Here is a 14,043-nt window from a genome sequence, read left to right as displayed (position 1 = left end):
CGGAATTGAGATGCCAGAGATCTACAGCCCGAAATGCCTGTAAGAACTTGAACAAGGGCGAGCAGCAAAAGCGAGAATGCAGGAGTTGATCAGCCAGTCAGGGGTGAGAGGGAAAGACTCAAGTGTTCGCGATCGATACCAACGCCTGTTGATCTTGGTAATCCTTCTGGATGGCTGATCGGCCGGAAGTGTTTTAATCGGTGAGGGACTGGCAAGACGCTGGACACCGGGGTATCGCGCTAACTGGTGCGCAAGTATTGACGCAGATTTATTGCAGACGAATTGATGGAAAGGACGTGCACAATGCCAGATTTTGATGGGCCCAAGTACTGGCCATTGCTAAAGAATTATACGGAGTCATTTACTGTCGAAGTGCTCCAGAATAATCTGAATATGATCGCAAAAGTGCAAAACCTGCAAAAACACTATTCTCCAAGCGGTAAAGCCCTTTCCAAAATGGGCCATAAAACCTTCAGTGATCTGAAGGACAGTGATCTGCTACTGGAAACGGATGGGAAATACGGCCGTCTCACCGCAGGGCGGGTTGTTATTTTTCAGGACAACTTCAAGCTCCCGACAATTGACGGGATCGTGGGCACAAAAGAGACATGGCCCGCCCTTGATCATGCCATGATGGCTGTCGAGCGCGAGATACTGAGGGCCGCGCTCAACAATAGACCCAATCTCATCAATGCAAAGCAGACTCTGCCCGGTGGCGCGGATTGCGGCTATTTTGCAGGCTACGCCGTGGCAGCAACAGAAAATTCCTCTTTCGGTCCGACCTCGATCAGCTTTGACCGCGACGATGCACTGGCGGCGCGCGACAAATTTGACGAAACGATTGATGAGAAGGATCACGGGAAGGAAAACACCGGAAAAGACCTGCATGTCCTGGATGCTGCGCGGTATCTGGAAAGCCTGGGCGCAAGTGGGTTCCGACTGCGCGATATGACTTCCGGCAATTTCGCAACTGAAAACAAATTGATTGAATTTCTGGATGAGCGAACAAATGCGGGGCGATCGCCTGCCATGGTTGCGCTCAACAATGTGATTAGCCCGTCAATTGGGCATTGGGTTGCCGTTTTGGGAAAAAACAAGGTTTTGGGCATCACGCTCTACCTGATATACGACAGCTCGGGACGATTGCCTAAAGTGATGAAAGGCGCGGGCTCCATCGCCGGAGTGACATGTGTCTGGGTCGATGAATTCGTTTTGCGGGCATTTTTCGATGATCGCAGCGCAAGCCGGATCGTCTCACGGTTTTAAGGTGCGTGGGTTTTGAATTCGCCACGCCATCAGCGCTTTGTAAGTGTTGCACCAGATCCATGATGGGCACACTTGCCTTACTTTGTTCTCATCGTCCGGCAACATGTTGCAGGTTTTCTGCAAGGCTTCCCGGCATGTTCACGTCATTTCCCTCTTGTGTTCACGGTGTAAGGAGGGGCCTTTCTGATTACGCTTGTTGACGTGCCATGCGAGTGGTCCAATGTCATTCGGCAGGTTCATCGGTTTGCTGCCCGGCCATGAAGTCGGGACCACCGGATGCAAGGACTTCATCGGTTGTCGCATGATCGCAAACATCCTGGGTGGCATATGCTGCCTCTGCGCTGCGTTTGAATTCACCCGACGCGGTGAGCAACTCCATCATGGGAGACGGAAACTTTTTCACGATTAGGGGCCTATTCGATGACCGTGACAAAAGGGCAAGTGCTGGAAGCTCTGAAATTGGCGCTTGGTTCATAAGGAGCCGATCGATCAGTCTCGCGCTGTGGTTGATCCAGGGCGCGCGTGACCAAATTGACTCCCGTACATATCTGTCGTGTAATCCTTTGAGGAACAGGGGATTTGAATATGAAGAGATTCTTGTCTTTCGCCGTGGCGGCGACTGCGTTGCTGTTTGCAACTCATGCAAGCGCATTGACTTACAATGAAGCGGTCGATGGAGATATTGTCCCGATTTTCGTCCAAAATATTGGCTTGGGAACCACTACGATCACAGGGCAGGCAGTGTCAACATGTAGTGCTGGTGCGAGTTGTTCTGTCTTTTCAAACGACGTGGATGATTTTTTTCTACCTTTCGGCAGTTTTCTCGCAAACGGATCATTGACTCTTAATGTGACTGGTCCGTCCGGGGGATTTGTTAACAGTTCCGGCACTCCACTCGTCGGCGGTGGGATTCTTTCTGGACCGCTGAACACTGGTGTAAATACTTTTGTGTTTGCAGATTTTAGTACTTCAGAAGCTCGTTTCTTCATAGATTCGGGAGGCTTTGTAGGCGGTAGCACGGCTCCGCTTACCCGTACAATTGACTACACACTAACCCTGAGCGTGTTCGACCCTAGCGCTACCGTAGTACCTTTGCCGGCGGCTCTACCTCTTCTTGCCAGTGGGATTGGTCTGCTTGGTATCGCCGGTTGGCGCCGCAGAAAGAGCGCCGCCGCATAGTATTTCCGCGGATAGTAGAAATGAAGGCGCTCCAATGGAGCGCCTTTTTTTCAGTAGATGAAAACATAGTTGGACTGAAACTTTGACTCCTAAGGAGCGAGCGCAGAACACCGCTTTCGGTGGAACCTCCGAAGGCGATCAATCAACCACGTAGGTCAGCATTGCGGACTTTTCTGCCATCCGATGAAGCGCATTACTGTACGACTGGATTGTGGTGCCCCCAAGCCGGTGAGCGTGGGCCGCTATAAGGCTGTAGGTCGACGCAGAACTGATAGGTCGTCTTGCCGTCCAGCTCGAAGACGACATGCTTGGTTGCAAACACAAGGTAACGGATCGGTTCCTCAGGTGTGCCGATTTTCCCAACACCATCAAGGCGATCCCAACCATGATCGTCAAAGCGTTCGCCAACGTGAAGTGGCATAAAGGGGCGTTCTGACTGAAATGCGGCAACAGGTTTATGCTCGCCGGAAATGTCGCAAAGAATGAGTTCGTAAATATCTGGCATTAGATCTATTTCTTCCTTCCAAATTCTACGAGAACCTAACCTGATACTTGCCATGTGACGAGCAAAAAGGGCTCGAAGCAGTAGTTCAACCTTTCCGATGCGGCCGCTGTCTGAATTTTAACCGTGACTCATAAGGAGCCGAGAGCCATGTTTCAGCCAAAAGGCGGGCTTTGCGCCAATTGCATATTCGCAACGCGTTGCTGCGCTCATTTGGACTTCGCATCTATGCCGGTCATTAAGATCTATCCTGATGGCGTCAAGGCGGTGAAGTGCTCTGAATACTCAAAGAGACTCTAGAGGAGCCAAGGCTGCGGCGAGAATTGAATTTCGTCTGTGTCATCTGAAGTCATACAGGTCGCTGACAACCAAATTCATCTAGAGACTGGACACGATTTGTTTACGGTTAACTCATGGATAGAGTCACAAAAAAAGTGCTTGAGTTGGAGGTAGAGGAAGTGTGAAATCTAATGTAATGGGATCCTGTTATGTGAGTGGATAATATTATGAAAATAAAAGAAGCATCAATGAAAGTAGAGTTGATTATTTTTGCTATTTGTTGGATTTTTTATATTGTTATCTATTTAACGTATAATGGAGACTCGAGATATGTAAGTAAAATACTGATATGTTGCATAGCATTTACGTTTTACATAATGGCTTCTTATGGTCGGCGATTGTTAAATATCCTTATTAGTAAGTAAATCAACATATTCTCTAAAGTGTAAATCTTGGAAGTGGCTTTGTCTAATTACACCCTTTGGAATCAAATCATTGTGGCAAGTTTCAGGAAAAAGTATGCGATCGTATTGAAAATTATCAAAGACTCATGAGGAGCGGTTCTGCTTACTTTAATGACGGTGCGGTGGACATAGCAAAAGACATAACAATAGACATAACATCTTATGACAACGTGGGATTCAGGTATTGGAAAATAAGAGAAAACCCAGTTAAGGGGAGCTTCTCGACCGCACCATTCATTTGGCCGGTTCTTGCTTGTTGAGCCTTCCACAACTTCGTCATTTGGTGCAGCCTTGCGATTGTTTGTTGACCGGTATTTCGAGTTACCGAAAGTTCCTCAGCATGATGACCTCTTGCCACCAATGGTCTGAAAATCAGGTCGGGGTTGTGCGTTTGCGTGGCGAGTGTTCACCTGCGCTGTGGATCTTTGTGGTTGCCGGGCTACTCAAGGCAGGCTCATGCGGGCTACTTTGGGTTTGTATTGTTTCAATTCCGAGAAATGTCCGGGTAAGCGTTGAAGAACCTTGATTTCAAACATCCCTGGCGGACCTATCAGCAAAGAGTTCTTGATGAGCTGACGTCCCATCTCGATGACGCGCAGCTTCATGTTGTTGCCGCGCCGGGGTCCGGCAAAACCGTCCTCGGACTGGAAGTCATGCGCAGGCTTGCAAAGCCTGCGATTGTCTTTGCGCCGTCACTTGCGATCCGGAACCAATGGAAAAACCGACTTGTGGACCTGTTTCTTGAGGACGGGGCGGACCAGAGCTGGATCTCATTGGATGTCAGGCGACCGAAGTTGCTCACCATCACGACCTATCAGGGGTTTCATGCCGCGCTTGCCGGTGCGGTCGATGAAGAAACCGGCGAGGCGGTTGATACCGCGAACCTGGATCTGATCAGTCACTTCAAGGATGCCGGCGTTGGCACCCTGATCTTCGATGAAGCGCATCACCTGCGCAAGGACTGGCAGAGATCTCTTGTCGATCTGAAGAAAGCATTGTCGAGTGATGTGACAACGGTTGCCCTGACAGCCACGCCTCCCTACGACGTCAGCGCTTCGGAATGGGCAAATTATGAAGATCTGTGCGGTCCAATCGATTGCGAGATCTCGGTTCCCGAACTGGTCAGGGCCGGTGATCTTTGTCCGCATCAGGACCTCATCTGCCTGTCCTCGCCGACTTCCTCCGAAACGGACTTCATCGACGCATTCTGGAACAGCCTGAATGCCTTTGCGCATGCGCTGTTGAATGATGCGACATTTCTTTCGTGCCTTGAAAACATTCCCTGGTTTTCAGCGCCATTCGAACACGAAGACGAGATTTTTTCGAATTCCGCCTTCTTTATTGCAGCACTGGTGTTTCTGAAGGCAGCACGAAGACCTGTTCCCGGGGACGCGCTTGCGTTGTTTGCAACGGCCAACAAGGATCTGCCTGCACTGGATCGCCAGTTTCTGGAAACCCTGGTCACCGGCATTACGTCCGGGGACGCGTCAAAGTGGTTCGAAGACAATGGGTTAAGGCAGAGAATCCTGAAGGATCTTCGATCCTTCGGGGCGTTGCGGCGCGGAAAACCCATGCTGGCCCAGGTGGAGGAAATCGACCGGTGCCTGAGAAACAGTCTCGGCAAGATCCAGAGCATTCAATCCATTGTCGCAGCGGAAAGCTCCGGTCTCGGGCAAGCGCTGCGCATGGTGGTGCTCACGGACTACATTTACCGCGATCTGGCACCGTCGCCGGGACAACACCATTATGAACCGGTAAAAATTGGAGCGGTTCCGCTTTTCGAGATGCTTCGGGAAAAGGGCGACTATTTCTACAAGGTCGGATTGCTCACCGGCTCCCTGGTGATTTTGCCTGTCGACGCCGTTCCATTGTTTGAGACCGCTGCGGCCCAGAAGGGTATTCGAAAACAGGATTTCAAACTCCGATCCTTGCCACACGATGCTGACTACGCGGAGATCGATCTGAAATCGCGTTTCCGACACGAAATCGTTCACCTTGTGACCGAGGTTTTTGAAAAGGGAGGCGTTACGATCCTCGTCGGAACACAGGCGCTTTTGGGCGAGGGATGGGATGCGCCTTGCATCAACAGTCTGGTGCTTGCCACCACGGTCGGCTCGTTCATGCTGTCCAACCAGATGCGGGGACGGGCAATCCGGATTGACCCTGACAAGCCGAACAAGACCGCGAACATCTGGCATCTGGCGTGCGTGAACAGCCTAGAAAAGCAATTTTCACTGGATGGTGTGCAGAGAGACATCCGTTCCCTCAACCCGCTCAAAACGACGACACCCACTCCTGGCTACCTGAGCAGGCTGCTGGGTGATGATTGGGATGATCTGTGTCGCCGGTTCCGGGCATTCGAGGGACTGAGTGTTGCAGATCCGCCCTACATTGAAACGGGCATGGGCCGCATGGCTTTTCCCGCATCCGGCTGGACCAGCGAGACCCCGGACCAGCAGAATGCGGGGTCATTTACCAGATGCGCGAACCGGGACCTGCTTTATGAGCGATGGCACAAGGCTCTGGAGAACTTTGGAGACAAAGCCCTCCTGAAACGCATGGTAACAGTGCGCAGGGCTCCTCAGACCTGGGTCTACCGGAGCAACATCGGATCGCTTGGATTGGGGACACTTCTAGGAGCGGTATTTCTCGCGATTTTGCCACACAAGGATCAACCACCAGGTTTCACCGCATTCTTGGGTCTGGCTTTTGTCGTGGTGTTTTTCCTGGTGCTGAAAATGGGAGGCAACCCTTTGCGCACGGTTCGCCTGACCATTCAAAACAGAACCCTGCGCGGAAACCTGGCACAACTGGGTCAGGCCGTCCTGGAGACGATGATCCACACCGGCGACATCAAGACACCTCAGGAGAAACTGAAGCTCAGCGTCAGAGCGCATCATGGTGACTATTTTTGTACGGTCGAGGGCGCTGATGCCAAGGAATGTGCCTTGTTTCTGGACGCCATGAAGCAATTGCTGGGGCCAATTGAGAATCCAAAATACATGATCGTTCGCCGTGTCGGCCTCTTCGGCCAGAAGACAGTCGACTACCACCCGGTTCCGGACAGGATCGCCAGAAAAAGGGCGTTTGCGGAGGTGTTTCTGGAACGCTGGACTGATCTTGTTTCGTCCGCCGATCTTGTTTCGGTCAGGTCGAAAGAAGGGCGCAGAATTCTCCTGCAAGCACGTGCTGATGCATATGCGTCACATTTTGTGCCTCATGCGGAGCTATTGGGTCGTTGGGAGTGATTTTCCGGTGAGCGCTTTCTCTCCGTGTTTGGAGTTTCAGTGCCCTTGGAAAAACAGAGTTGTTTCCCGACAATTGCCGTCAATCAAGCTTGAAGAATTTTGCAACAAGTCAGGCCAATGATGCCCACCAGAGTCTTCTCCTCATCAAGACGTACCGCTTCCGGCTTGCTCTTCACAATTGGTCTGGCTCATTTTGTTCTGCTTGCGCCAGTCTCGTCACAGGCCTTTGCTACCGATCCGGGCCGGTTCGGTGCGATGACCTGTCAGCAACTTTGGTATGTCGAGCAAAAGACGCTGGCTGAGGGCAGGGTGTGTCTGAAGAGCACGCGCGCGAAACGCGCCTTCAGTCGGGCGGATCGCTGCATTTCGTCCAGCGAAGCCATCTTGCCGAAGAAGACGCAGGACTATCTGACACAGCTCAGGAACGCAGCGCGCAGCAGGTCTTGCGCCGGATATTGAACTATTCAGACCGCTTTGAAAAACTGCTCAAAGTCGCTCCGGCCAAAACGGGGAGCGCCTGTGGACCGGTGCCGCATTTGCTGTGGCGCTTTGTACCGGTAAAGGCTAGTTCTGGACAGCAGCAACGGGTAATTCAGATCGAGGGAGGCAATGGATGAGCGAAGCGGCCGAGCTTGACGTCACGCCTTCTCCGGAACCCGTAATCCCAGTGCGCGACGAGGACGAGCATCTCAATCCGGACTTCATCGCTGCTGTCGAGGCGGCGATCGGAGGAGATGACAGGGTTGCGCTGAAAGAGCTTGCCGGCGATCTGCACGAGGCTGACACCGGCGACCTTCTGGAAACGCTCAATGCCGATGAACGCGCCGCCTTTATCCGATTGCTGGGGGACGAGTTCGACTATACGGCGCTGACTGAGACCGACGAAGCCGTTCGCCTACAGGTTCTGGAAGACCTGCCCAACGAGGTCATTGCAGAAGGTCTGGAAGACCTTGATTCCGACGATGCCGTCTACATTCTGGAAGACCTGGATGAAGACGATCAGGCGGCAATCCTGGAAGAACTGCCCTATGCCGACCGTGCGCAGCTCAAGAAAGCACTTGATTATCCCGAAGAAAGCGCCGGCCGGCGCATGCAGAGCGAATTCATCGCCGTTGCGCCGTTCTGGACCGTCGGACAGACCATCGACTACATGCGGGAAGCTCGGGACCTTCCTGACAGCTTCTACGAAATCTATGTCCTGGATCCGGCCTTCAAATTGCTGGGGTCTGTTCACCTGGACAAGATCCTGAGGACCAAACGTGCCGAGAAGGTCACCTCGATAATGGAGGAGACGCGGCAGGCGGTGCTGGCAACGGAGGACCAGGAAGAGGTCGCCCGACGATTCGAGCGCTACAATCTGGTCTCCTCTGCTGTGGTTGACGAAAACGAACGCCTGGTCGGTGTTCTGACGGTTGACGATATTGTCGACGTGATTCAGGAAGAGGCGGAAGAGGACCTGCGTGCCCTGGCCGGGGTGGGCGATGAAGAGATTTCCGACACGGTCGTCACGATTGCGCGCTCGCGTCTTGCGTGGCTGGTGGTCAATCTCGGAACTGCGATTCTCGCATCCGTGGTGATCGCACTTTTTGAGGACACGATCGAGGCGATGGTCGCCCTCGCGGTCCTGATGCCTATCGTGGCGTCCATGGGCGGGAATGCCGGAACCCAGACAATGACGGTGGCCGTGCGCGGCATCGCGACACAGGAATTGGGCGCCCGGAACCTTTTGCGCGTCCTCAACCGTGAAATCCTGGTGAGTGCGGTGAACGGTGTCGCCCTGGCGCTGTTGATCGGCATAACCGCCTGGGTCTGGTTTGCAAGTCCTGGTCTCGGTGTGGTGATTGCCGGCTCAATCATCATCAACATGCTTTTTGCCGGGTTTTCCGGCCTGCTGATCCCGATCGCGCTTGACCGGCTGAACGTCGATCCTGCGATTGCTTCGAGCGTATTCGTCACGACGGTCACCGATGTCGTCGGGTTTTTTGCATTTCTGGGGATTGCAGCGCTCTGGTTCGGGTTACCGTTCTAGTCTCCAGAACCTGATTTCCGTCAGCTCGATCCGGCTGCTCGCAGATTGTCACGCAGCTTCATGATCCTGCCTTGCAGATCCATGACCTCTTCGATGCTGGTCCCCGTGGACGAGAGGACGCAAGTGCCGAAATGCTCGGTTTTTTTCTGAAGTGCCCGACCCTTGCGGGTGAGTTTGAGAATGACCTGGCGCTCGTCTTTCGTGTTGCGCGTCCGCGTCACCAGACCCATCGCTTCCAGTCGCTTCAGCAATGGTGTCAGTGTATTGGTATCTAGCTGCAGTTTGGTGGTGATTTTTCCTACCGGCACGTTGTTGGTTTCCCAAAGCACGGTCATGGCAAGGAATTGGGGGTAGGTGAGCCCAATCTCCTTCAGCAATCCCTTGTAGACGCCGTGCATGGCATGGTTCGCCGAGTAAAGGGCGAAACAAAGATACCGATCCAGCGGCAATGGCGCCGTTGCATCCGGAATGCCGTCGTCAACAGCTGAAGAAACCGTTCCGTCGGCTCGTTCAGTTTTCCCCGACGCGTTCTCCTGGACCTCTTCAATGGGGTCCGGATCAGCACCGGACTTCCTGGAGGTTTTCGTGCGCACGGGTCGCTTGCGCGATGGCTGTCCTGAAGATGCTTTCGCTTTTTCAGACGTGTCATTTTTGGGTTTTTTGGTCTCTTCGGGCGCGGAAATACCGATCGCGTCCAACAGAGACATCTGATCTGTCGTCTCACTCATTCGAAACTTATAAGTCGTGCGCGATATGGTCGCAACATGTTGACGCTACTGCAGCCCCAGTATATGTGTGTAAAATATATCGTGCACGATATAAGTTGAAAATATCCTGATAAAAAATGTCTGTTTTTCAGACTGATAAGGAGAAACGAGATGACGGTGGAAGTTCTCTACGAGACCCGGGCGCGGGCCACGGGCGGGCGTGACGGCAAGGCCGAAACCCTGAGCGGATCGTTCAAGGTGGATCTGACCACTCCAAAGGAACTCGGTGGTGCCGGCGGCGCCGGCAACAATCCCGAGGAGTTGTTTGCGGCCGGTTATGCGGCCTGCTTCATCGGCGCGTTGAAATTCGTCGGTGGACAGGAAGGTGTCGCAATACCAGCCGGCACATCAATAACTTCGACGGTTGGAATCGGACCGCGATCCGAGGGCGGTTTCGGTCTGGAAGTTGCGCTTGAAATTTCACTTCCGGGTCTGGACGGTCAGGTGAAAGAGGACCTTGTTGCCAAGGCGCATCAGGTCTGTCCGTATTCGAATGCGACCCGCAACAACATCAATGTCAAATTGCTGATTACTTAGAAAGTGGTGACGACGACGACCGCTTCGCTCTTAATCGAAACGCTCTTCACGTTGAAATTTGCACTTGAAGATTGAATTCCTTTGAGTCATTTGGTGCTTGCGTTGCTAGTGCAAGGGCGAGGGCAGTATGAGGCGAATAAGGAACTCTGTAAAAAAGCGATTTGGAAAGTACTTAGATTATTTAACGGAATTTCCATTGAAGCCAATGGATCTTCAAACATGTTTTTCTGTAGATAAACCATTTGTTTCGAGTAACAGAATTCCCGAAGTCGTTTATCAGACTTGGGACTTTAACGAATTTGGCAAAAATCACTTGAAATCTTTAAGAGATTTTCAGCTATTAAACTTAGACTTGAAATTTTGCCTGATACTTGCCTCTGACAGAGATGAGTACATGAAAAAAAGGTGGAGTGAACATAAGATATTTGACATCTACAAAGGTGCCGTATTGGGGCCGATGAAAGTCGATATCTTTCGTTACTGTTTGTTATTTGAGCGCGGAGGATATTATTTTGATATTAACAAGTCAGTATCGGTTCCTCTAAAGAATCTACATAGTGAAGATGCTGCTGGAATGGTCTGTTTCGAGCCGGGTTCACACAGGATATTGCCAAATCAAAGCATTCTGCACCGGGTCGCCCATCCTGACAGATTTGTAGCGCAATGGGGGTTTGCATTTGAGAAAAACAGCCCTGTTTTAAAAACTGTTATCGAAAATATTTGCAGTTATGCGCATTATTTTGCCAATCGGAATTTTGAAAGACCAAAAAACGCGATACTCCAATTGACTGGACCGGGCATCTTCACCAAATCCTTTTGGACTGCTCTCGAGGAAAACCCCAAACTCCAAATTGACCAGGTAGGTATAAATTTTAACGGACATGGTGATCGTAATATACTAGGTTCTCACGTAAGGTATTTGACTGTTCCCAACTACGATCAGACGAGAAAGTCTCGCATTCTCGAGTTGAAAGAGAAAAATATCAACCATGTGGAATCCGGCTAATTGATGGTTTGTGTTTCCAAATTGTCACCCACATTTAAATTCGAATCTCTCTTTCGCCCTTTAGCGCCACAATGATTGATTGAGGTGGAGACTAATCGCTTCATTGACGAAAATAGTAGATTATAGGCTGGATCGGAAACTTCCTCGAAAGGCTTCAAGTGAGAATTGGTTTAAAAGTAAAGCCGCCGAAGGTCGGTGGCATTCTGGAAACCGCCGTCTATGTTGATGACATGGAAGCCGCACATACTTTTTACAGCAATGTCCTGGGCCTGGAACGTATGGTGGCCGGTGACAGGCTCTTTGCCTATAACGCAGGCCCGGCCCAGACGTTGCTCGTCTTTCATCGCGGCCATACCGGGGAAGATGTTGCGACGCCGGGTGGGGTCGTCCCCGGGCACGATACTGCCGGGCATGGTCATTTTGCGTTTCATATATCGACGGATGAGTTACAGGCCTGGCGCGAATACCTGAAGCATCATGACGTTTCGGTCATCAGCGAAGTCGTCTGGCCTGCCGGTGGAACGAGCCTTTATTTCAAGGATCCCGACGGCAACATCCTTGAATTGGCTGCACCGCCGCTCTGGCCGAATTTTCTATCGTGAATTTTAAGAAATTTCCGGCAAGTTCGTGTCGCCTAGGGTGTGGGTGGCAATATGAAGTTCTTGCAGGCAATTTTTCGCACGGTGTTCTACGTTGTGGTTGGAGGCGTTATTTCGATCGCAGGAGCAGCGTTTTTTTTCATGAACTGGGAACCGGACCGGGACGAATTTCCGAAACGCGGCATCGACGTTTCACATCATCTCGGTGAAATCGACTGGAACAAGGTTTCTGCTGACGATGTCGCCTTCGTCTACATGAAGGCCAGCGAAGGTGGCGACTTCAAGGACAGTGCGTTTGTGCAGAACTGGGCTGGTGCCGGAGCGGCCGGACTGGCCAGAGGTGCCTATCATTATTTCAGCCTGTGCAAGCCGGGGCAGGAACAGGCGGAAAACTTTCTGAGTGTGCTGCCGGATGACCCACAGATGCTGGCGCCGGTCCTGGATCTGGAATTTACCGGAAACTGCACCAAGCGCCCGCCGGTAGACGAGGTTCTTCAGGAGATTTCGGATTTCGTTACCCTGGTTGAGCGATCGGCAGGAAAACAGGTCATTTTTTATGCGCCGGAAGAGTTTTTCCGGACCTATCTCAAGGGACAGGGTCTGAACCGGCGTTTGTGGACCCGCTCGATCTGGCACTCGCCGTCCTACACCAAGGACTGGATCCTCTGGCAGTATCAGGACAGCGGAACGATTGAAGGCATTTCAGGCAATGTCGATATGAATGTGCTGAACGCTGACTTGACCATCGATGAACTGCGATCATAGAAGTTAAATTATTGAATATAATAGAAAAAAATTGATCTATTGACTTTAACGTAAAAAGGCTGAAATGTGCCGGCAACAAGGAGCGGGCATGCAGCGCTATTTCACGATAACCCAGCTGACACAGGAATTCGACATCACGACGCGTACCCTGCGTTTCTACGAGGCGCAGGGCCTGGTGTTACCTCAGCGACGTGGCAGACAGCGTCTGTATACGCCAGGGGACAGGACGCGCATCAAACTCATCTTGCGTGGCAAACGGCTCGGTTTTTCCCTGAATGAAATCAAGGAAATGATCGAGATGTACGGCAGCTCACCGGGTGAAACCGGACAATTGCGACTGCTGCTTGAGAGAATCGCCGCGCGTCGAGAGGAACTGCTCGAAAAACAGCGGGACATCGAGCTCACCTTGCTCGAACTCGACGAGGTGGAAAGCGGTGCGAAAGCGCGCATGAGCGAACTGCATACCAAGATGCATGTGGAGACCGAGTGATGGATCTCAGCCCCAGAGACCCTGTCTGGAACACCCGCGTCAGGAACAGTTTCGCTGCTCAGGACTTCATGACGCATCTGGGTGCGGAACTGGTGCATCTTGCACCCGGTGCCGTTGATATTGAACTGAAGATGCGCCGGGAACTGACACAACAGCACGGTTTTTTCCACGCCGGGGCAACATCTTCGATTGCCGACAGCGCTGCCGGTTATGCTGCGCTTTCCCTGTTCGCTGCGGACTTCGGTGTTCTCACCAGCGAATACAAGATCAACCTGCTGAACCCGGCGAACCAGCCAGTCCTTCTGGCCAGGGGGCGTGTGGTCAAGCCGGGCAAGACGCTGACCATTGCCAAGGCAGATGTCTACGGGCTGGACGACGGTCTGCAGGTTCATGTGGCTACCGGCCTGTTCACATTGGTGAGCGTTTCCGGCGTAAAGGATTGATCGATGTCAGACATCTTGGTTCGAAAACTGGCGCGGACAGACAAGTCGGCGTGGCAGCAACACTGGGCAAGCTACCTGGAATTCTATCAGCAGGATCTCTCGCAAGAGGTGACCGACGGCCTGTTCGAGCGGCTGCTTTCAGCCGGGTCCCATAGTGCATTTGTCGCGGAGAAGCAGGACCGGATCGTCGGTTTTGTCCACTTCCTGTTTCATGACAGTTCCTGGTCACTGGATCAGGTCTGCTACCTTGAGGACCTCTACGTGAGCCCGGAGGTCAGAGGGGGCGGTGCCGGCCGAAAACTCATCGAGGCCGTCTACACTGCTGCGGATCTGGAGCCAGGCGCAAACGGCAAGGTCTACTGGCATACAAATCAAGACAACAAACGCGCTCAGATGCTCTACGATCGAATCGGCGAGCTGAGTGACTACATTCGCTACGTACGTTCCTGAGGACAGGTGCGTCGGGAGG

At 52.3% G+C, this 14,043-nt stretch carries 15 protein-coding genes; 12 read left to right on the top strand and 3 right to left on the bottom strand.

Annotated elements, in window-relative coordinates; genetic code table 11:
* Positions 1-303 precede the first annotated feature (303 nt).
* Positions 304-1,266, top strand: a complete 963-nt coding sequence (locus LA5095_RS13540; protein WP_145902522.1) for a peptidoglycan-binding protein — start codon at positions 304-306, stop codon at positions 1,264-1,266.
* Positions 1,267-1,489: 223 nt separating this feature from the next.
* On the opposite strand, the gene LA5095_RS32380 is transcribed toward LA5095_RS13540, so the two are convergent.
* Positions 1,490-1,669 carry a hypothetical protein gene (locus LA5095_RS32380; protein WP_144435983.1) on the bottom strand — a complete coding sequence of 60 codons (180 nt, stop codon included), beginning with the start codon at positions 1,667-1,669 and terminating at the stop codon, positions 1,490-1,492.
* A 182-nt stretch (positions 1,670-1,851) separates the two neighbouring features.
* On the opposite strand from LA5095_RS32380, the gene LA5095_RS32375 reads away from it, so the two are divergent.
* Positions 1,852-2,445, top strand: a complete 594-nt coding sequence (locus LA5095_RS32375; protein WP_144435982.1) for a PEP-CTERM sorting domain-containing protein — start codon at positions 1,852-1,854, stop codon at positions 2,443-2,445.
* Positions 2,446-2,638: 193 nt separating this feature from the next.
* Here LA5095_RS32375 and LA5095_RS13530 read toward each other — a convergent pair whose 3' ends face one another.
* A complete protein-coding gene (locus tag LA5095_RS13530; RefSeq protein ID WP_055115841.1) occupies positions 2,639-2,950 on the bottom strand; it encodes a hypothetical protein in 312 nt (103 codons plus the stop codon).
* Between the two features lie 1,252 nt (positions 2,951-4,202).
* On the opposite strand from LA5095_RS13530, the gene LA5095_RS13525 reads away from it, so the two are divergent.
* The 3 genes from LA5095_RS13525 (at position 4,203) to mgtE (ending at position 8,967) form a co-directional block, all read left to right on the top strand.
* Complete coding sequence (locus tag LA5095_RS13525) at positions 4,203-6,938, top strand: DEAD/DEAH box helicase family protein (protein ID WP_055115840.1); 2,736 nt, start codon at positions 4,203-4,205, stop codon at positions 6,936-6,938.
* 117 nt (positions 6,939-7,055) lie between these two features.
* Complete coding sequence (locus LA5095_RS13520; protein WP_055115838.1) at positions 7,056-7,397, top strand: hypothetical protein; 342 nt, start codon at positions 7,056-7,058, stop codon at positions 7,395-7,397.
* Positions 7,398-7,551: 154 nt separating this feature from the next.
* Entirely contained in the window at positions 7,552-8,967 is a 1,416-nt protein-coding gene (mgtE, locus tag LA5095_RS13515) for a magnesium transporter (RefSeq protein ID WP_055115837.1), read from the top strand.
* Positions 8,968-8,987: 20 nt separating this feature from the next.
* Here the strand turns inward: mgtE and LA5095_RS33450 are convergent, their stop codons facing one another.
* Positions 8,988-9,695 carry a MarR family winged helix-turn-helix transcriptional regulator gene (locus tag LA5095_RS33450; protein WP_082442402.1) on the bottom strand — a complete coding sequence of 236 codons (708 nt, stop codon included), beginning with the start codon at positions 9,693-9,695 and terminating at the stop codon, positions 8,988-8,990.
* 150 nt (positions 9,696-9,845) lie between these two features.
* On the opposite strand from LA5095_RS33450, the gene LA5095_RS13505 reads away from it, so the two are divergent.
* The 7 genes from LA5095_RS13505 to LA5095_RS13475 all read left to right on the top strand — a co-directional run bounded on the left by LA5095_RS13505 (position 9,846) and on the right by LA5095_RS13475 (position 14,024).
* A complete protein-coding gene (locus LA5095_RS13505; protein ID WP_055115835.1) occupies positions 9,846-10,271 on the top strand; it encodes an organic hydroperoxide resistance protein in 426 nt (141 codons plus the stop codon).
* Positions 10,272-10,476: 205 nt separating this feature from the next.
* Positions 10,477-11,277, top strand: a complete 801-nt coding sequence (locus LA5095_RS13500) for a glycosyltransferase (RefSeq protein ID WP_158510375.1) — start codon at positions 10,477-10,479, stop codon at positions 11,275-11,277.
* Positions 11,278-11,435: 158 nt separating this feature from the next.
* Positions 11,436-11,879, top strand: a complete 444-nt coding sequence (locus tag LA5095_RS13495; protein ID WP_235808755.1) for a VOC family protein — start codon at positions 11,436-11,438, stop codon at positions 11,877-11,879.
* A 51-nt stretch (positions 11,880-11,930) separates the two neighbouring features.
* Positions 11,931-12,641, top strand: a complete 711-nt coding sequence (locus tag LA5095_RS13490) for a GH25 family lysozyme (RefSeq protein WP_055116811.1) — start codon at positions 11,931-11,933, stop codon at positions 12,639-12,641.
* An 88-nt stretch (positions 12,642-12,729) separates the two neighbouring features.
* Positions 12,730-13,131: a MerR family transcriptional regulator gene (locus LA5095_RS13485; protein WP_029061831.1), complete on the top strand. Its 402-nt coding sequence runs from the start codon at positions 12,730-12,732 to the stop codon at positions 13,129-13,131.
* Positions 13,131-13,574: a PaaI family thioesterase gene (locus LA5095_RS13480; RefSeq protein ID WP_029061832.1), complete on the top strand. Its 444-nt coding sequence runs from the start codon at positions 13,131-13,133 to the stop codon at positions 13,572-13,574. The genes LA5095_RS13485 and LA5095_RS13480 overlap by 1 nt, the downstream gene beginning before the upstream one ends.
* A 3-nt stretch (positions 13,575-13,577) precedes the next feature.
* A complete protein-coding gene (locus LA5095_RS13475; protein WP_029061833.1) occupies positions 13,578-14,024 on the top strand; it encodes a GNAT family N-acetyltransferase in 447 nt (148 codons plus the stop codon).
* Positions 14,025-14,043: the final 19 nt, after the last annotated feature.

Source organism: Roseibium album, from assembly GCF_001404515.1.
GTDB classification, from domain to species: domain Bacteria; phylum Pseudomonadota; class Alphaproteobacteria; order Rhizobiales; family Stappiaceae; genus Roseibium; species Roseibium album.
This window is presented reverse-complemented; position numbering and strand designations above follow the sequence as displayed.

Excerpts from the sequence above, each read along its gene's own strand:
- LA5095_RS32375 (WP_144435982.1), top strand. The coding sequence starts at position 1,852 with ATGAAGAGATTCTTGTCTTTCGCCGTGGCGGCGACTGCGTTGCTGTTT.
- LA5095_RS13530 (WP_055115841.1), bottom strand. The coding sequence starts at position 2,950 with ATGCCAGATATTTACGAACTCATTCTTTGCGACATTTCCGGCGAGCAT.
- LA5095_RS13485 (WP_029061831.1), top strand. The coding sequence starts at position 12,730 with ATGCAGCGCTATTTCACGATAACCCAGCTGACACAGGAATTCGACATC.
- LA5095_RS33450 (WP_082442402.1), bottom strand. The coding sequence starts at position 9,695 with ATGAGTGAGACGACAGATCAGATGTCTCTGTTGGACGCGATCGGTATT.
- LA5095_RS13490 (WP_055116811.1), top strand. The coding sequence starts at position 11,931 with ATGAAGTTCTTGCAGGCAATTTTTCGCACGGTGTTCTACGTTGTGGTT.
- mgtE (WP_055115837.1), top strand. The coding sequence starts at position 7,552 with ATGAGCGAAGCGGCCGAGCTTGACGTCACGCCTTCTCCGGAACCCGTA.
- LA5095_RS13520 (WP_055115838.1), top strand. The coding sequence starts at position 7,056 with ATGATGCCCACCAGAGTCTTCTCCTCATCAAGACGTACCGCTTCCGGC.
- LA5095_RS13480 (WP_029061832.1), top strand. The coding sequence starts at position 13,131 with ATGGATCTCAGCCCCAGAGACCCTGTCTGGAACACCCGCGTCAGGAAC.
- LA5095_RS13500 (WP_158510375.1), top strand. The coding sequence starts at position 10,477 with ATGGATCTTCAAACATGTTTTTCTGTAGATAAACCATTTGTTTCGAGT.
- LA5095_RS13475 (WP_029061833.1), top strand. The coding sequence starts at position 13,578 with ATGTCAGACATCTTGGTTCGAAAACTGGCGCGGACAGACAAGTCGGCG.
- LA5095_RS13505 (WP_055115835.1), top strand. The coding sequence starts at position 9,846 with ATGACGGTGGAAGTTCTCTACGAGACCCGGGCGCGGGCCACGGGCGGG.
- LA5095_RS13540 (WP_145902522.1), top strand. The coding sequence starts at position 304 with ATGCCAGATTTTGATGGGCCCAAGTACTGGCCATTGCTAAAGAATTAT.